17 protein-coding genes are annotated in these 17829 nt (G+C 65.3%); 9 read left to right on the top strand and 8 right to left on the bottom strand.

The annotated features are described in order from the left end of the window. Positions 1–57: 57 nt before the first annotated feature. From AABE10_RS02285 to AABE10_RS02265, 5 genes are all read right to left on the bottom strand, one after another. Complete coding sequence (locus AABE10_RS02285) at positions 58–264, bottom strand: hypothetical protein (protein ID WP_342931667.1); 207 nt, start codon at positions 262–264, stop codon at positions 58–60. Between the two features lie 186 nt (positions 265–450). Further along, the gene (locus tag AABE10_RS02280) at positions 451–630 is read right to left on the bottom strand and encodes a hypothetical protein (protein WP_090864302.1); all 180 of its coding nucleotides are present in this window, start codon (positions 628–630) and stop codon (positions 451–453) included. Positions 631–658: 28 nt separating this feature from the next. Beyond that, entirely contained in the window at positions 659–2353 is a 1695-nt protein-coding gene (locus AABE10_RS02275) for an FAD-dependent oxidoreductase (RefSeq protein WP_342931666.1), read from the bottom strand. A 23-nt stretch (positions 2354–2376) separates the two neighbouring features. Next, positions 2377–3735 carry an MFS transporter gene (locus AABE10_RS02270; protein ID WP_342931665.1) on the bottom strand — a complete coding sequence of 453 codons (1359 nt, stop codon included), beginning with the start codon at positions 3733–3735 and terminating at the stop codon, positions 2377–2379. 215 nt (positions 3736–3950) lie between these two features. Beyond that, complete coding sequence (locus tag AABE10_RS02265; protein ID WP_090863685.1) at positions 3951–4769, bottom strand: helix-turn-helix transcriptional regulator; 819 nt, start codon at positions 4767–4769, stop codon at positions 3951–3953. 286 nt (positions 4770–5055) lie between these two features. On the opposite strand from AABE10_RS02265, the gene AABE10_RS02260 reads away from it, so the two are divergent. Together AABE10_RS02260 and AABE10_RS02255 are read left to right on the top strand one after the other, a co-directional pair. After that, positions 5056–6450, top strand: coding sequence for a selenium-binding family protein (locus AABE10_RS02260; RefSeq protein WP_342931664.1), 1395 nt, complete (start codon positions 5056–5058; stop codon positions 6448–6450). A 28-nt stretch (positions 6451–6478) separates the two neighbouring features. Beyond that, the gene (locus AABE10_RS02255; RefSeq protein WP_342931663.1) at positions 6479–7090 is read left to right on the top strand and encodes a hypothetical protein; all 612 of its coding nucleotides are present in this window, start codon (positions 6479–6481) and stop codon (positions 7088–7090) included. 239 nt (positions 7091–7329) lie between these two features. On the opposite strand, the gene AABE10_RS02250 is transcribed toward AABE10_RS02255, so the two are convergent. Then, positions 7330–7698 (bottom strand): nucleotide pyrophosphohydrolase, encoded by a 369-nt coding sequence (locus AABE10_RS02250; RefSeq protein WP_342931662.1) that lies wholly within the window; start codon positions 7696–7698, stop codon positions 7330–7332. A gap of 33 nt (positions 7699–7731) precedes the next feature. Beyond that, the gene (locus tag AABE10_RS02245; protein WP_342931661.1) at positions 7732–10245 is read right to left on the bottom strand and encodes a penicillin acylase family protein; all 2514 of its coding nucleotides are present in this window, start codon (positions 10243–10245) and stop codon (positions 7732–7734) included. A 157-nt stretch (positions 10246–10402) separates the two neighbouring features. Between AABE10_RS02245 and AABE10_RS02240 the strand changes: the two genes are divergently transcribed. From AABE10_RS02240 to AABE10_RS02220, 5 genes are all read left to right on the top strand, one after another. Then, the gene (locus AABE10_RS02240; RefSeq protein ID WP_342932236.1) at positions 10403–10993 is read left to right on the top strand and encodes an XRE family transcriptional regulator; all 591 of its coding nucleotides are present in this window, start codon (positions 10403–10405) and stop codon (positions 10991–10993) included. Continuing rightward, the gene (locus AABE10_RS02235; protein WP_342931660.1) at positions 10990–11517 is read left to right on the top strand and encodes a GNAT family N-acetyltransferase; all 528 of its coding nucleotides are present in this window, start codon (positions 10990–10992) and stop codon (positions 11515–11517) included. Before AABE10_RS02240 ends, AABE10_RS02235 begins: the two co-directional genes overlap by 4 nt. Before the next feature lie 130 nt (positions 11518–11647). Further along, positions 11648–12112: a hypothetical protein gene (locus AABE10_RS02230; protein ID WP_342931659.1), complete on the top strand. Its 465-nt coding sequence runs from the start codon at positions 11648–11650 to the stop codon at positions 12110–12112. Positions 12113–12524: 412 nt separating this feature from the next. Next, entirely contained in the window at positions 12525–13052 is a 528-nt protein-coding gene (locus tag AABE10_RS02225; protein WP_342931658.1) for an ankyrin repeat domain-containing protein, read from the top strand. After that, complete coding sequence (locus tag AABE10_RS02220; protein WP_342931657.1) at positions 13049–13915, top strand: LD-carboxypeptidase; 867 nt, start codon at positions 13049–13051, stop codon at positions 13913–13915. Before AABE10_RS02225 ends, AABE10_RS02220 begins: the two co-directional genes overlap by 4 nt. Here AABE10_RS02220 and AABE10_RS02215 read toward each other — a convergent pair. Then, a complete protein-coding gene (locus AABE10_RS02215; protein ID WP_342931656.1) occupies positions 13912–14451 on the bottom strand; it encodes a hypothetical protein in 540 nt (179 codons plus the stop codon). The genes AABE10_RS02220 and AABE10_RS02215 overlap by 4 nt on opposite strands. Before the next feature lie 243 nt (positions 14452–14694). Here AABE10_RS02215 and AABE10_RS02210 point away from each other — a divergent pair, with 243 nt between their 5' ends. Continuing rightward, positions 14695–16005, top strand: a complete 1311-nt coding sequence (locus tag AABE10_RS02210; protein ID WP_342931655.1) for a sugar efflux transporter — start codon at positions 14695–14697, stop codon at positions 16003–16005. A gap of 267 nt (positions 16006–16272) precedes the next feature. Further along, complete coding sequence (gene hpnR / locus AABE10_RS02205) at positions 16273–17814, top strand: hopanoid C-3 methylase HpnR (protein ID WP_342931654.1); 1542 nt, start codon at positions 16273–16275, stop codon at positions 17812–17814. Positions 17815–17829: the final 15 nt, after the last annotated feature.

The raw sequence follows: 17829 nt of genomic DNA, 5'->3' as shown, positions 1-17829 counted from the left end.
CGGCCGGCACTGGATGCCGCAGCGTAACGCTTCGCCGACATGCTTCGCCGGCACGTTTCAGTTATCCGGGCGCCTGTCCAGCCGCCCACGAGTTCCCGCGCGGCCGACCCATATGCCGGCAAGAATCGAAACGGGTGTCACGCCCCAGACGACGTCCGGCCAGAACGCCTCGCCGCCGAGCGTGCTCATGTCGATGCACCACCAGGCCACGATCTCCACGCCGATCACCCAGATAAAAGCCGCAGCCAGTATTGCCCTGGCCATGCTATTTGCGTTTGCCGTGCGCGGCTTGCGCCAGTTGAATCGCGGTTGCTTCTACTGATTTCATTCAATCGTGCTCCTGGTGTTTCCGGACTGCCAATGATCTGGATGCTCCCCGAACTGGGGAAACAACCGGGCACGATTGTATTGAAGAGGCCCCGCTCAAGATCTCAAAAACGGGGCCGGCCGTTAATCTCCCATCCCTTCGCTCGCCGCATCGATCAGGCTCAGCGACACATCCGGATCGTCGACCTTCTGGATCGCCAGCAGCGCAAAGCGCGCGAGAAACAGCGGCGCGTGCGCCTCGCCGAGTTGCGTCATCGTCTTGCACAGCCGCGTATAGACGACATCGAGTTCTGCATCGGTCATCGCGTTCTCCATTCGTTCAGTCAGTTGATCAGGACAGCGCGCGCGTGATCGCCGCTTCGACTTCGGCGGCGCGCGCATTGTGCCAGCGGCCCAGCACGTGGCCATCGGGACGCACGAGATACACGGTGCCCGGCGTTGCGTCGTAGCGCTCGAACAGACGGCCCGTGTGATCCCATGCGTGCACGCCGTTGGTCTCGGGATGCAGGCGCGCGCTCAGCGGCACGAGTCTGAACGGCACGCCGCGCTCACGCATCGTTTCGGCAAGCTCGTTGAAACCGTCAGGCACATCGCCCTCGTCGCTGAAGCACAGCGCGGTGAAGCGCGGGCTGACGAGATCGGTCAGATGCGCCTCGCGCGCATGGCCGCCTTCCGCGATCGTCACGGGATACTCGGACAGCACGGCACCCGGCACGGGGCCCGCGGCGAACGCATCGCCATCTGCAACGTTGAGCGGCGACTGAGCATACGTAATTGCCGACGTCTGCCGCGGATTGATCAGCGATCGCACGCCCGGATGTTTGACGGCGAGACTCAGCACGGCCCGGCGCATCAGATCGAACGCGAACGAAGGCGGCGCCATGAACTCCGTGCTCTTCGTGCCGTAGCTAAGGTTCTCGTGCGTCGCCGCGACGCGTTCATCGGAATAGCTATCGAGCAGCGCCGGCGATGCCAGTCCCTTCACGACGAACGCAAGTTTCCACGCGATGTTGTCCGCGTCGTCGATGCCCGAGTTCGCGCCGCGCACGCCGAAGATCGGCACGAGGTGCGCGGCATCGCCCGCGAACATCACGCGGTTGTGCCGGTAACGTTCGAGCGTCAGTGCATTGGCCTTGTAGATCGTGATCCAGATGGGCGCCCATGCGCCCTTCTCGCCCATCATGTCGAGCAGGCTTTGCACGCGCGGCATCACGTTTTCAGGCTTCACGGCCTCTTCAGCGTCCTCGCCGTCGCGCAGTTGATAGTCGATCCGCCACACGTTGTCGGGCTGCTTGTGGACGAGCACGGTCGAACCCGGATTCGACGACGGATCGAAGTAGGCGAGGCGTTCCGTCGGACGCTCGCTATCGAGTTCGATGTCGACGATCACATAGCGCCCTTCGTAGCTCGTGCCCTGCAATTGCAGCCCGAGTGCTTCGCGGATCGTGCTGCGTCCGCCGTCGCACGCGACGACCCAATCGGTGTCGAGCGCGTAGTCGCCATCGGCTGTCGTGAGTTGCAGCGTGGCGCCGTCGTCGCGCGCATCGATCGATTTCACGCGCGTCTGCCAGCGGATGTCGATCAGATCGGCGCGCTTTTCCGCTGCATCGAGCAGGAACTGTTCGATGTGATATTGCGCGAGGTTGACCATCGGCGGCAGCTTCTGGTTTTCGTCCTGCGGCATCGTGAAGTGCAGCACTTCCGTCTCGCGGTAGAAGCTGCGTCCGCCCGTCCACGGCAAGCCCGTTTTCAGAAAGCCGTCGACGGCGCCGAGCCGCTCGATGATCTCCAGACTGCGGCGCGAAATGCAGATCGCGCGGCTGCCGTAGCAGACGGAATCGTCCGCTTCGATCAGCACCGATCGCACGCCATGATTCGCGAGACCGAGCGCGACGGCGAGGCCAACGGGCCCGCCGCCGACGATCGTCACGGCGTGACGCTTCGCGTCCACGCCCTGCTTCAGTTCGGGCACACGCGCCTTGTATTGCTTCGCGGTGAACGGATAGGGTTTGAATGCCTTGTTCATTGGATGCTCCAGGTTCGATACCTTCAGGCGGCGCGCGGCGCTTCGCGTTTGTCCATCGGCAACAGCATCACGACGATTGCGCCGATCACGAGCAGCGCCGCCGAATACAAAAGCCCTGCAGAGAAGCTGCGCGTCGCGTCCTTCAGCCAGCCGACCACGAGCGGATTCAGCGCCGAGCTGATGTTGCCCGTCGCGTTGATGACGGCAATGCCGATGGCCCGCGCGCGAAAGCTCAGCGCATGATCGGGCGTCGTCCAGAAGATCGACATCGCCGTGTACGAACCCGCCGACGCGAGGCACACGCCGAGCATGCGCAGCGCCGGATTCGGCGACCAGGCCGTGCACAGCCAGCCTGCGGCGGAGAACAGCATCGGCAGCATCAGGTGCCACTTGCGTTCCTGCTTGCGGTCCGAACGGCGGCCCCACCAGATCATCGCGACGATCGTGCACACCTGCGGAATCGCCGCAAGCAGGCCGATCGTGCGATTGCTCGCATCGGCGCTGAAGCTCTTCACGATCAGCGGCGTCCAGACGGCGACCATCGCGAGCGTATTCACGAGGCAGAAGTAGGCGATCGCAAACTTCACGACGGCGGGCGACAGCAGTTCGCTGACGATGCTTTTGCCATGGCCCGATTGCGCTTGCGCGGTCGGGTCGTTGCGGTGCTCGGCGGCGAGCGTCGCTGCGAGCGTGCGCTTTTCTTCCGCGTCGAGCCAGTGCGCGTCTTGCGGGCTGTCGTGCAGATACGCGTAGACCACGAGGCCGAGAATCGCCGACGGCAGGCCTTCGACGAGAAAGAGCCACTGCCAGCCCTTCAGTCCAAGCGTGCCGTCGAGTCCGAGGATGAAGCCCGACAGCGCCGAGCCGACAGCGGCCGTGACGGGCATCGCGATCATGAAGAGCGCGTTGGCGCGCGCACGGTACGCAGCGGGGAACCAGTAGGTCAGATACAGCAGAATGCCCGGCAGGAAGCCCGCTTCCGTCACGCCGACCAGCACGCGCAGCACGTACAGCGTGCCGGGGCTGGTCGCGAACATCGTCGCCGTGGATGCGAGTCCCCACGCGATCATGATCGTGCCGATCCATCGGCGCGCGCCGACGCGCGCAAGCACGACATTGCTCGGAATGCCGCACGCGATATACGCGACATAGAAGAGCGTGGTCGCGAGACCGAACTGCGTGCTGGTGAGCCCCAGGTCCTTCATCATCGTCAGGCCGGCGAAGCCGATGTTGATACGGTCGAGGAACGAGAAGAAGAACAGCGCGGACAGGAACCACAGCAGATGCCGCGATACCTTGGCGATCACGGACTGTGGCTGCGCTTGGTGAGCGGGGGTTGCCGGCGTTGCATCCAATGCACCGGCTCGCGAGGTGGATTCCATACTGATGTCTCCGAGGGTCACGCTATCTCGGACACCAACGGCCCGATGCAATCGCTTCAAGGACCTTCGCTATTCAACGATTGGCGGGCCGTGGCGATGCGTCGCAGTATGGAGCGCGGCGTTGCGCTGTCTGTCCTCAAATTGGGTACATTTCGGGCGCCGAGCGGGCCTGGGGAAAACGCGGACGGGTCGGTGGAAAACGCGCGCCGAAACCCTCAAACCTTCCCCGGCCCGACACACAGCGCAAACAGCTGCCGCTGGCTCGAAATACCTAGCCGCCGGAACGCGCGCTTCTGATACGTGACGACGCTCGTCGCCTTGATGCCCATCGTGTCGCCGATTTCCTGCGCGGTGCGTCCTTCGAGCACGCCCGTCAGCACGTCGAGCTCGCGCTTCGACAGCTCGGGGCAGAGCCCCCGCACGCGCGCGAGCATCAGATGCGAGATCGCCATGTCGCGCTGCCCGCAGATCGCATAGTGATGCTTCGCCGCGTGCGCGATCAGCGGCGCCATCGCTTCGATCAACGCGATTTCGCGAGGATGGTAATTGCCGAAGCGGCGGTCGCGATACAGATTCACCGACAGCCAGATATCGGGTGTCGGCTGCACGAGCAGCGACACGCGGTCCGACACGTTCGGCTGCTGATAGCATGCGGCCCGGTACGCTTCATTGAGAATGTCGTCGCTTGTCTGCTGATGCAGCACGAGCGTCGAGCCAGGCCTGTCGTTGCGCGCCGACGAGACGATCTTCTGGTTGCCGTCGAGCGCATAGAAGTGGCGCGCGTACGTATCGGCGACATCGCGCAGAAAGCGCCCGCCGCGATGATCCGCCACCGACACCGTGCGCGGCCGGTTGCCGAACTCATACGCGAAGATCGTGCACTGCGAAATCGCGGCGATATCGCCGAGCAGCTTCAGCACTTCGGCGGCGAGCGCGTTCGAGTCATCGCTGCCGATGGACGACACGAGCCCCGTCGCGCGGCTGAGATCCAGCTGCCCTTGCGAAACGGGACGGTCGAGGCGCCATGAACGCATGATCGATTGCTGCCAGAAGCGGCGGGAAAAAACGGATTAGTCGCATTATTTTAATCTGCGCGGCGCGTAGGCATGCGTGAAAGCCGCAATCGCGTCCAATCCGCTGCAATCGCATCCGCCGCGCTACCGAAGCACGCACAAAAGCCGTTCAGAAGGCGAATCAGCCCACGCTCCGCCGTTAAATTGCCTACAGTGAAAACCTCATACATGCGCGCCGCTTTCGCAGCCCGATAGCCGGCGCGCATGCACCGCGTGCCGCATCGCAACATCCTTCGGAGAGTGAGATATGGCGACCTGGAAACCCGATCCGACCTTCTATCCTTCCGCCCGCATGGCGGGCAGCGCGCCGAAGGAAACCGTCGCGTATGTGGCGAGCTTCGATCCGTCGCGCGAGACACCCGACGAGCTCGCCGTCGTCGATGTCGATCCCGGCTCGGCGGAGTACGGCAGCATCGTCAGCAGCGTGCCGATGCCGAACGCAGGCGACGAGTTGCATCACTTCGGCTGGAACGCGTGCAGTTCGTGCCTGTGCCCGAACGCGCCGCATCCGCATACGGAGCGCCGCTATCTCGTCGTGCCTGGCCTGCGCTCGTCGCGCATTCACATACTCGACACGAAGCCGGACAAGCGGAATCCGCAGATCGTGCGCGTGCTCGAACCCGCCGAAGTCGCGGAAAAAGCCGGCTACACGCGGCCTCATACGGTGCATTGCGGACCAGCGGGCATCTACGTGGTGGCGCTCGCGAACGCGCAGGGCGAAGCGCCAGGCGGCATCTTTCTGATGGACCACGAAACGTTCGACATTCGCGGTCAATGGGAAATCGATCGCGGCCCGCAGCAGCTTTCATACGACGGCTGGTGGCATCTCGGCTACGACACCGTCGTGACGAGCGAATGGGGCCTGCCCGCGACGTTCGAAAACGGCCTCGTGCCGGAAGTGCTGCTCGGCGGCCAGTACGGGCATCGCCTGCACTTCTGGGACATGAACACGCGCAAGCACAAACAGGTCGTCGACTTCGGCGCTGAGAACCAGCTGGTGTTCGAACTGCGCCCCGCGCACGATCCGACCAAGGCCTATGGCTTCGTCAACTCGGTGATCAGCCTGAAGGACCTGTCGGCGTCGATCTGGACGTGGTATCGCGAAGGCGATCAATGGGCCGCGCGCAAGGTGATCGAGATTCCCGCCGAACCGGCCGATGCGTCGCTGCTTCCGCCGCTACTGAAAGGCTTCGGCGCGGTGCCGCCGCTCGTCACCGATATCGCGCTGTCGCTCGACGACCGCTTTCTGTACGTGTCGTGCTGGGGCACGGGCGATCTGAAGCAATACGACGTCTCCGATCCGATGCGGCCCGAGCTGACGGGCACCGTGCGCATCGGCGGCATTGCCGCGCGGGCGACGCATCCGGGCGCGGGCGGACGTCCGCTGAACGGCGGCCCGCAGATGGTCGAAGTGAGCCGCGACGGCAGCCGCGTGTACTTCACGAACTCGCTGTACGGCGCGATCGACGAGCAGTTCTACACGGAAGGCATCGATGGCTGGATGGTCAGGCTGAATGCGGACAAGAGCGGCGGCCTGAAGGTCGCGGACGACTTCTTCGTTGACTGGCCGAAGTCGCATCGTCCGCATCAGATACGGCTCGAAGGCGGCGACGCGTCGTCGGATTCGTACTGCTATCCGTGAGCGCTGGCGGCAGCGAAAGGCGAGCGCGATGAACGGCGTATGGGCAAGCGTGATCGGCAGCGGGATTTTCCACGGCGTGAATCCCGCGATGGGGTGGCTCTTCGCCGCCGCGCTCGGGCTTCAGCACGGCAGCCGCAAGGCGCTGCTGATGGCGCTGCCGCCGCTCGCGCTCGGGCATGCCGTGTCTGTGTTGTTCGTGACCACGTCCGCCGTCGCGCTCGGGCTCTTCACACACACCGAACGCTTGCGCATGTTCATGGGCGCGCTGCTGATCGCGTGGGCCGCGTATCACCATTTCTACGGACACCGGCAGCGCGTGCGCATCGGCATGACGGCGGGCTTCGTCGGGCTGGCGCTGTGGTCGGCGGCCATGGCGACGATGCACGGCGCGGGCCTGATGCTGCTGCCCGCGCTGTTGCCGCTGTGCGGCGCGGGGATGCCCGTCGGCAGCTCGCTCGAATCGGTCGGACAGGTTACGGCCGTGCACACCATCGTCACGCTCGCGACGGCGGGCACGATTGCGCTCGCGGCCTATCAGTATCTGGGACTCGGCATGCTGCGGCGTGGCTGGATCAATTTCGACTGGCTCTGGTGCGGCGCGCTGACCGTCACGGGCGCGTTGCTGATCGTCACCGGCTAGCCGTTCCGCACTGCGCGTCCGCGTCCCGAAAAGCCTCACCTTTAGCGACAGTGCCGTGCGGATTGCGGGGCAACTCACCATCGCGCGCCTCCCGTATAGCCTCACCGCAAGCACATTCGTGAGCGGATCGGCACCGGGCGGGCTCACCATTGCGCAACTGTCAAATGCTCCCGTATTTCCTCACCTCAAGCGGCTTTGCGCCCGTTTTGCTGTGCGGAAGACACCCGGGCGGAACGCCACTAGTCGTCGTACTCGGAGTACTTGCGCGAATCGCCGCGCACCTTGTGCGCCGGATACTTTGCGCGATTCAGCTCGATCTTCTCCAGCACGGCCGCGTACAGATCGACATCGAGACGATCGGCGAGCATCACGAGGTACGCGAGCACATCGGCCATTTCGTGACGGATCGCCGTGAGCTTGTCGTCGGCGAGTTCGCTCTTTTCGCCAGACTCCAGCCATTGAAACGGCTCCAGCAATTCGCTCGCTTCGACGCTCAGCGCCGTCGCCAGATTCTTCGGCGAATGAAAGCGCGACCAGTCGCGCTCGCTGACGAACTGCCGCAACAGATCGCGCACCGCGACGAGATCGCTGCTGCGTTCCTTCTCCATACGGTCACTCCACGAAAACCATCAATATAGCGATCATTGTCCGGCACGGCCGAGCGTCAGCCGATGCACGGGCGGGCCCGGCAGAAACGACGTTTTCTCGCCGCGCACCCACGCTTCGTGACCCGCGAGGAAATACGGCGACAGCGGATTGCCCGACTGTCCGCCCGGCATCTCGAAGATGCCGGTCTGCTCGCGTCCCGGCGACACGATCATCCGCTCCGATGCGCCGAAGTTCGGCGTCTGCACGCGCGGCATATTGATATCGCCAGGCAGCGGATCATGCGGCGCGCCGAGCCAGCCGCGCACCCACGGCAGCCACGCGGGCACGATGCGCGCGAACGGGTGCTCGATCGCGGCGCGGTTGCGTTCGCCCCAGCGCGCATCGTCGACGGCGACATCCGCGGGCAACTGCGCAATCGCATGATCGATGCGGTCGAGCATGAACGTGCGCCAGTCGATAAAGCCGTCGGGCACCCACGCGTGATGCTCGGCGAGCGTCTCCATCACGGCTTCGTAGCGCGAGCTCGCGACGCGCAATCCGAGCGGCCCGCCACCGCCGCCACCGCCCGGCATCGCCCCCGCGAGATCGGCGTCGAGCCTGCCGAACCATGCGTCGTAGAGCGAGAAGAAGAAGCCGCGCGTGAGCCGGTAGCCGACGGCATCGGCATCCGCGCGGCCATTCCACGCGAGCAGTTGCTGCCGGAACGCGAGGCGCTGCGGATGGCCCGCGAGCGCGCTCGCGTCGAGCGCTTCGAGCGCGACGCGCCGCCACACGTCGATCCATTGCGCGCGGTCGTCGGTCTGGATCGACAGCATCGCGCGCTCGTCTGGACTCGGCGCCGCGAGCAGATCGTCGCGTATCTGCGATGCGCGCGCGCCCAGGTCCGCGCCCGCATCGCCGATCAGCGCCGCTTCGTCCGATGTCAGCACGCGATTGTTCGCCGTCCACAGGCGGCCGAGCGGCGGATCGATCCGCTTCGGATACGACTCGGGCGGCAGATAGTGCTCCCAGCCTTTGTACGTCGCGGAATCGTATGGCGTGTCGCTGTCGGGGCCGCTTTGCGCGTCGCTCGCGTCGCGCTGCGGCAGCGGACCCGCCAGCGTCCAGCCGATGTTGCCGCGCGAGTCGGCGACCATGATGTTCTGTGTCGGGATGCCGCTCGTCTGCGCGACGTGCAGCGCTTCGTCGATCGTCTTCGCGTCTTCGAGCCGTTGCAGGTCGAGGTTCACGGCCTCCCCGTCATGCGCGACCCAGCGCAGCGCATACGCGCGCTCGCCGATGTCGATCTGCGGCCCCCAGCGCGTGTCGATCACGGGCAAATCGACGCTCGCACCGCCCTTCACGCCGATGCTTTCGTGATGGACGTCTGCGCGCGCCCATGCGCCATCGGGCGTACGGTACTGCAGCGGGTCGGCGGGATTGCGATGCAGCTCGATCAGATCGATATAGCGTCCGTAGCTGTTCGTGAAGCCCCACGCGATCTTGCCGTTGCTGCCCGCGATCACGAGCGGCGTGCCCGGCAGGCTCACGCCCGTCAGCGCATGCATCGGCTGGCCGTCCGCCGCCGGCCATCTCAGCGACACGCGATACCAGATGTTCGGCAGCGACAGCCCGAGATGCATGTCGCTCGCGAGGATCGCGCCGCCATGCGCGCTGTGCGCGCCGTCGACGACCCAGCCGTTGCTGCCGACAGCCGACCCGTTCGCGCCTGCGTCGTCGAGTCCGGCGCTCGTGTCTCTCGTGTCTCTGGCGGCGCTCACGGGCTTCGTCGCCGATAGCCAGTCCGGGCGCGTCGCGGGAATACGCGTGGGCTCGACGGGCGGCGTCGATGCGCTATCGAGCGGCGCGTCCCAATGGCTCACCGAGGGCAGCAGGAACGCGTACAGATCGGCGGGCACGCGCTCGCGCAACACGGCGCGCGCGAGGATGCGCCGCGTCTCGAACGATTGCAGATCGAAGTACATCGCGTAGACGACCAGCAGCGAATCTTCGGCCCGCCACGTTTCGGGCTGCGTGCGCAGCATCCAGTACTCGAACGGCCGCGACGACAGCGCGGCGAGGCCCGCATTGACGCCCGCCGTATAGCGCTCGACGATTTGCCGCTGATCGGCGGGCATCGTCTCGACGATCGCGTGCGCGCGGGCGCGAAAACGATGCAGACGGTTGCGCCTGTCGAGATCGAGCGCATTCGGGCCGATCAGCGCGGAGACCTCGCCCGCCGCGACGCGCCTGAGCAGGTCCATCTGAAAGAAGCGGTCCTGCGCGTGCAGAAAGCCGGTTGCATACGCGACATCGGCGCGCGACGCGCCGCGTATCGTCGGCACGCCGAGCGCGTCGCGCTCGATCGTCACCGTCGACGACAGCGACGGCGCGCGCTGCGTTCCATCCAGTTGCGCGAGACTGCCGCGCAGCAGCAGCCAGCCGCCGAGCAGCGCCGCGCACAGCAGCGCGACGACGAGGCCCGCCAGCGCGAGCGCGGCGATCCCGACGGTCCGACCGATTGATTTTCCCGAGAACTGGCTTGTGACTGCGCGGCGACGGCTCATTGCTGGCTGATCGTTTGGTATTCGCTGGAGTTTGAGGGATTGCGGAGTCGAGGCGTCCGGGCATTGTGCACGAAGCCGTTTGCACTTTCCCATACGGCCGTGACGAAACCGCGCGTTCTCCAGCATGCTGGATTTTTGATCCAGTATGCTGGACGACATGGACATCAACACGCTGATTGCGCGCCGCGTGCGCGAACTGCGCGACGCGCACGGCCTGTCGCTCGAAGCGCTCGCGGAAGCGAGCGGCGTGAGCCGCTCGAACATTTCGCTGATCGAGCGCGCGCGGAGCAGCCCGACGGCCGCCGTGCTCGACAAGCTCGCGACCGCGCTCGGCGTCACGCTGGCGTCTCTGTTCGAGGCCCGCGCGGCGACCGCCGAGCCGCCGTCGCCGCTCGCGCGCGCGGACACGCAGTCCGTGTGGACCGATCCCGCATCCGGCTACACCCGTCGCAGCCTGTCGCCGGCGCTGCCTTCGCCGATCCAGTTAGTGGAGGTTCACTTCCCTGCCGGCCAGCGCGTCGCCTACGAGACGGGCGCGCGCGCCACCGAGATCCATCAGCAGATCTGGCTGATCGAAGGCGCGATGGAGATCACGGCCGGCGACGAGCATTGGCGGCTCGAAGCAGGCGACTGCGTGGCGATGCGCCTCGATTGCCCGACCGTGTTTCGCAATCCGACGCGCAAGCCGGCGCTCTATCTGGTGGCGCTATCGATGGCGCCGCGTTCACCCGTGCGGAGAAGTGCATGACGCAAGCAATCCGCGTGCGCCGCGTGGCCGCGTATGAAGCGGCGCAATGCGTCGACGAACTGGCCGATGTGCTGATCGATTGCGTCGACGGCGGCGCATCCGTCAGCTTCATGCAGCCGCTGGCGCGCGAGCGGGCCGTCGCGTTCTGGCAAATGGTCGCGGGCGATGTCGAGCGCGGCGAGCGCGCGCTGCTCGTCGCAGAGGACGGCGACGGGCGCATCGTCGGCACGGTGCAACTGGTGCTCGCGCAGCCGGACAACCAGCCGCATCGCGCCGACGTCGCGAAGATGCTCGTGCACCGCCGCGCGCGCAGGCGGGGCGTCGCGCAGCAGCTGATGGCGGCCGCCGACGCCGTGGCCCGCGACGAACGCAAGACCGTGCTCGTGCTCGACACGGTGACGGGCGGCGACGCCGAGCGCCTGTATGCGCGAGCGGGCTGGCAGCGGGTCGGTGACGTGCCGAAATACGCGTTGATGCCGGATGGATCTTTCTGCGGAACAACCTTTTATTACAAGCACCTTTAATCCTGTAGCGCGACGCGACCGAAGCGGAAAGTCGATCTTCGACAAACGTTTGCCAATTTGCGAAAACAGCCCTTAATCTTTTCCGCCGCGCGCCGTTATCGCGAGAGCATTCCCACTAATCGCAGGCGACATGGCCAAGACCATTCCGTTTCCCGGCGGCAACCAGGCGGCGCGCGCGCGGCAGGCGAAGGCATTGCTGCTGCCGATTCCGCGCAGCATGGCCGCCGAACTGATCCTGCCCGTCCATATTGCGCTCGACGCGCTGCGGCGCGGCGCGGGCAGCAAGAGCGCCGCGCAGACGCTCACGCAGACGATGCTGCTCACCGGCTTTCTGTGCGACCTCGGCTACGGCGCGATGACGTACGACCAGCTGCGAACCGCCGATCAGGCGATGGCGGCCACGTTCGATCGCGGCCGCGCGACAGACGAATGGCGTCTCGACGAAGCGCACGTCGAGTTGCTCGCGCATATCGTCAGCACTTACGACGCGCAATTGCAGCGCGCGCCGCTTAGCGCGCTCACGGATGCGAGCGCTCGCCTCGACCGCATCATCGCGAACGGCGACGCCGAGCCGACGCTGCGCAAGCAGGCCTGACACGGACGGCTTTCCGCTCCCGAACCTTCTCACCGTTGGGCTCGGAGCGCATCGACAGCGGCAAGCGCGCATTGCCTGTATCCTCTGCTGTTACCGACGCGCCGCGCGAGCGGCCGCACCATCACTGCAATCATCTTGTATGGGGCGGGAGCAAGCGCTAAGAAGGCAGCTTCCGTCCATCGCAAAGAAACTGCATGGGACGGGAGTAACGCTGAAGCGCTAATTCCCGTCGACCGCGATGAAACTGCATGGGACAGGAGTAGGCGCTGAAGCGCTAACTCCTGTCGACCGCGATGAAACTGCATGGGACAGGAGTAAGCGCTGAAGCGCTAACTCCTGTCGACCGCGATGAAACTGCATGGGACAGGAGTAAGCGCTGAAGCGCTAACTCCTGTCGACAGCGGAGAGGTTAATGACAGACGACAAGCGCAGCCCCGACAACATCGATCCCGATCTGCTCGCAGTAGCGCGCGAAATATTCGACTGCGCGCGTCGCGGCGAAGCGAACACGCTGGCCGCGGTCATCGAGAAAGGCGCGCCGCCGAATCTGCGCAACGAGAAAGGCGACAGCCTCGTGATGCTCGCCGCCTATCACGGTCACGCCGATGCCGTGCGCGTGCTGCTCGAACGCGGCGCGGACCCGAACCTGCGCAACGACAACGGACAAACGCCCATCGCGGGCGCGGCGTTCAAGGGTTTCAAGGACGTCGTCGAAACCTTGCTCGCGCATGGCGCGGACGTCGAAGGCGCGTCGCCCGATGGACGCACGGCGCTAATGATCGCCGCAATGTTCAATCGCACCGAGATGGTCGAACTACTGCTCGCGCATGGCGCCGATCCGAACGCGCGCGACGCGAACGGCGTCTCGCCCGCCGACGCCGCCAGCCGCATGGGCGCGCCCGACACGGCCGCGCTGCTCGCGAAGAAGGCGGGCGCATGAAGCTCTCGGGCAAGAGCGTCGCCGTCGTCGCGCCTGCAGGCGTGCCCGATATGGAGCACGTCGAGCACAGCATCGCGCTGCTCGAAAGCTGGGGCCTGCGCGTGCAGGTGGGCGCGCATGTGCGCGACCGCCATCGCTATCACGCGGGCAAGCACGAAGACCGCGCCGCCGATCTGCACCGCGCGCTGACCGATCCATCCGTCGATATCGTGTGGATCGCGCGCGGCGGTTATGGCAGCGTCTATTGCCTGCACGCATTGCCGCCGGAAGTGCCCTGCGCGAAGACGGTCGTGGGCTTTTCGGACGCAACGGCGTTGTTCGGCGCGCTGCACGGCATGGCCAACGTGCGCGTCATCCACGGTCCGACGTTGAACGGGCTCGCGACGAAACTCGACGACGCCTCGCGCGACAGCATGCTCGCCGAGTTGCGCGAGGAACGCGCCGCGCCTCATCCGCTACAACGTCTGCACGGTTCGGGCACGTCGCGTGCCGAAGGCCGTCTTGCGGGCGGCAACATCACCATGCTCGCCAGTCTTGCCGGCACGCAATGGCAGGCGCGCTGCGACGGCGCGATCGTGCTGCTTGAAGACGTGACCGAGCTCGCCTATCGCATCGACCGAAGCATGATGCAGTTGCGCGAAGCGGGCGTATTCGATGGCGCGCATGCGTTCGTGCTGGGCGACTTCATCCGCTGCCCGCTGCCCGACAATGCGGACTTCACGTTGCACGACATGCTCGTCGATCTGCTCAAGCCGTTTGACGTGCCGATCTATGCGGGCTTTCCGTTTGGTCACGGCACGCGCAATCATGCATGGACGTATGGCGCGCACGCGGTGCTCGAAGGCGATCAGCTGATTCGCTAGCGGGCCAGTTGCGCGAGAACGCGCTGGACGATGTCGATGTCGGGCGCCTCTGCTGCGTGTGCTTTCAGCGACTCGCGCGCGCACCACGGATACGGCAAGCGGCTCGCCCAACGCAACAGGCTGCCGGCGGATGCTGTCGGCAACGTCGCCATTTCTTCGATCGTGATGTGCAGCCGTGTCAAGCATCGCGCTTGCGCATCGCCTGTCCAGTCGTAGCGGCCGTAACCGATACGCGCCGCGAGCGTTCCCTTTTCCGTCATGCAGACAAGCCAGTCGCATGAAAACTCGCGCTGCCCCTCGACGGGCATCGCGCCGACACAGAACGTATAAACGTTCTCGTACTTCTGCGCGAAATCGCTGACCAGCACAGCCGCAATCGCATCGCGTCCATTTGCTTCCTGCGGAAACGCGATGGCCGCTGTCTTCACGGTCATCGCGAGCGATGCATCGTGTGCGAATGCATCCGTCAGAAGATGCGGGCGATTGCCGTCCTTCGCGTAGACGTACGATTCGATTGCGTCTTTGAGATTGGGCATCGGTCGGACCTTGTCGGTAAAAACGAGCCGGTCAGTCTAAGCCCATCGGGTCATTGCGCGTCGCTTGCCCTTGACGCCGGCACGGACTCTCGCCGCCTCGCGAATGCCGCGCGCATTCTTTGCACAACATGACACAACATGACAAAACGGGCGTTGCACGTGAAGCGCTCGCGTTCGACAATGCCTCTTCCTTGCCGCGTCCCCGTTCGCGCGCGCATCCCACAGTTCGAACACGCGCTCTCGATGAACTCCCGCTTTGGCCGTCTCACGCGCATCCATTCCTTCATGCCGCTTGCCGGCGCAACGCTGATGCTGGGCATCGCGATGTCGTTCACCGCGCCATATCTATCGCTGTTCGGCGTCGAGCAGGCGGGCATGACGCCGTTGAAGCTCGGTCTCTTCATGACGCTGATCGCGGCAAGCGGCGTCATCGCAAGCGCGTGGGCGGGCAAGTGGTCCGACAGGCATGGACATCATCGCGGGCTGCTGCTCGCCGCGCTGATCGCTGCATCGCTCGGCTTTCTGCTGCTCTGTTTCGTGCGCAACTATGGGGCGCTGCTCGCTATCGGCGTCGCGTTTCTCGGCGCGGGCGGCTCGTCGATGTCGCTGGTGTTCTCGTTCGCACGCGCGGCGCTGCCCGTGCGCGACGAAGCGGAACGCGCGTTCGCGCTGGCCACGCTGCGCACGGTTTTATCGATGGCGTGGGTGTTCGGTCCGTCGGTGGGCGCGCTCGTGCTCGCGGGCGCGGGCTTCTACGGGCTCTTCCTGTTCGCGGCCGCGAGCTTCGCCGCATGCGGCGCGATCGTATGGCGCATGCGCGAATCGCCCGCGGGCGATCCGCACAGCGCGCCGACACACTATGCGGGCGACCCTGCCTCGTCGCTCGAAGTGACGACGCCCGAACCCGCCGAAGCGGCGCCGCCCTCGCCGCCTCATACGCCACCCCATGCGCCCGGCACGCAGCGGCAAGTCTGGCGTTCCATCGTCGCGCTGACCTTGATCGGGCTTGCCGCCAACGCGACGATGATCGTGCTGCCGCTTTATGTCGTGCACGGCTTGAAGGGCACGCGGCTCGACGTGTCGATCATGCTCGGCCTCGGCGCGTTCCTCGAAATTCCGATGATGCTCGCGCTCGGCGCACGCGGCTCCACGCTCAACAAGCTGAACTGGCTCGCGGCCTGCGCGGCCGTGCATGTCGTGTACTTCATTGCCGTCGCGGCAGCGGGCACGGTCAACGTGCTGATTCCGATGCAGGCGTTCAACGCGTTCGTCGTGGCCGTCACGTCGTGTCTCGGCATGACGTACATGCAGGACTTGATGCCGCGCTCGCCGGGCGCGGCCACGGCGCTGTTCTTCAACGCGTCGCGGGTCGGCTCGATTCTGTCGGGCGTGTTGTCGGGTGTGCTCGTCGCGGGTCTTGGCTATCGCGGAACGTTCCTCGTCTGCGGATGCCTCGCGCTCGGCGCGCTCATCCTGTTCGCCGATCCGCCGTGGAAGCGCATCGCGCAACGCGCGCGCGACGTGTGGGACGAGTGGCGGCATCCGGCGCAATGAGCATGCGAAGCGACGATGCGCCTGTTGCATCGCCGATGCGCCAGCGATGCAACACGCGTCACGTGCTCCCGAAAATCCTCACCTTCACGCCGACACGCCCGCTTGCGAGCGGCCTCAAGCGATGAACAGTAGAATCGGATGGAGCCTTCGCGGTGAGGTCCGGCAGGACGCACAGGCTCGGCAGTCGACCCATACCAGGGATACCAGCACGAAAGCACGGCACGTCACGCGATAGCTCGCGGCGCGCCCCTTCGCCAAGGAGATCTCATGAAGGTGCTCGCTGTTCACCCAGGCGGCCTGATGTACACGCGCGTGTATCTGCGGCTCGAACCGCTCGGACTCGAAACCGTCGCGGCCGTGATACGCGACGCCGGACACGATATCCGCCTGATCGACCTGCAGGTCGAAACGCATCGCGATCTGCACAAGCAGATGCGCACGTGGCGTCCCGATGTGGTCTGCTTCTCCGGCAACTATCTCGCCAACATTCCAGAAATCATCGATCTGTCGAAGGCCGTCAAGGCGCAGCAGCGGAAGTGCTTCGTGTTCGTCGGCGGGCATAGCGCGTCGTTCACGGCGAAGGACATGCTCAGGCACGCGGACGGCGCGATCGATTGCGTGCTGAAGGGCGAAGGCGAAGCGAAGATCGTCGAGCTGCTCGATGCCGTTGCGCGCAACGACGATCTCTTGCGCATTCCGGGCGTCGTCACGCGCGAAGGCGAAGGGCCGCCGCCCGGCTTTACCGAAAGCCTCGATCACGTTCGTCCGGCGCGCGATCTGCTGCGGCACCGGCGCAAGTACTTCATCGGCGTGCTCGACCCATGCGCATCGATCGAGTTTGCGCGCGGCTGTCCGTGGGATTGCACGTTCTGCAGCGCGTGGACGTTCTACGGCCGCAGCTATCGTTCGCGCAGCCCCGAAGTCGTGGCCGACGAACTGGCGTCGATCCGCGAGCCGGGCGTGTTCATCGTCGACGATGTTGCGTTCGTGCATGCGGATCACGGCATGGCGATCGCGCGCGAAGTGGAACGGCGCGGCATCCGCAAGAAATACTATCTGGAGACGCGCGGCGACGTGCTCTTGCGCAACAAGGAAGTCTTCGAGCGTTGGCGCAGGCTCGGTCTGCAGTATATGTTCATCGGCCTCGAAGCAGTCGACGCCGAAGGGCTCAAGGCGTTTCGCAAGCGCATCGACGTCGACAGGAATTTCGAAGCGCTCCGGTTTGCGCGCTCGCTCGGCATCACGGTCGCGGTCAACCTGATCGCCGATCCCGACTGGGACCACGAGCGGTTCGAGACGATCCGGCAATGGTGTCTGGAGATTCCGGAGATCGTGAACATCAGCGTGAACACGCCGTATCCAGGCACGGAAATCTGGCTGCGCGAAGAGCGCCGTCTGACGAGCCTCGATTACCGGCTCTACGACATCCAGCACGCCGTGCTGCCGACGAAGCTGCCGCTACCCGAGTTCTACGGCGAACTGGTGCGCACTCAGCAGGTGCTCAATCGCAAGCATCTCGGCTGGGGCGCGCTCTATCGTGCCGCAGGCGAAGCGGCTTCGCTGCTGATGCGCGGCCAGACGAATTTCGTGCGGATGCTGTGGCGCTTCAACTCGGTGTTCAATCCGAATCTGCAACTGCGCGATCATGCGCGCGAAGTGCGCTATGAGATGACGCCGCCGCCCGCGCAGACGCCTGAGCAAAGCAACGTCAAGGTGCTTTACGTGCATGGCCCGACGGGACGCAAGGGCCGCAAGATCGACGACGCGACAGAAACGTTCGTCGATCAGAGCCGCATGGGCGCGGGTTAGCGTCAACTAGCGCCA

The sequence above is a fragment of the Paraburkholderia diazotrophica genome (assembly GCF_038900755.1).
Classification (GTDB): Bacteria; Pseudomonadota; Gammaproteobacteria; order Burkholderiales; family Burkholderiaceae; genus Paraburkholderia; species Paraburkholderia diazotrophica_A.
This window is presented reverse-complemented; position numbering and strand designations above follow the sequence as displayed.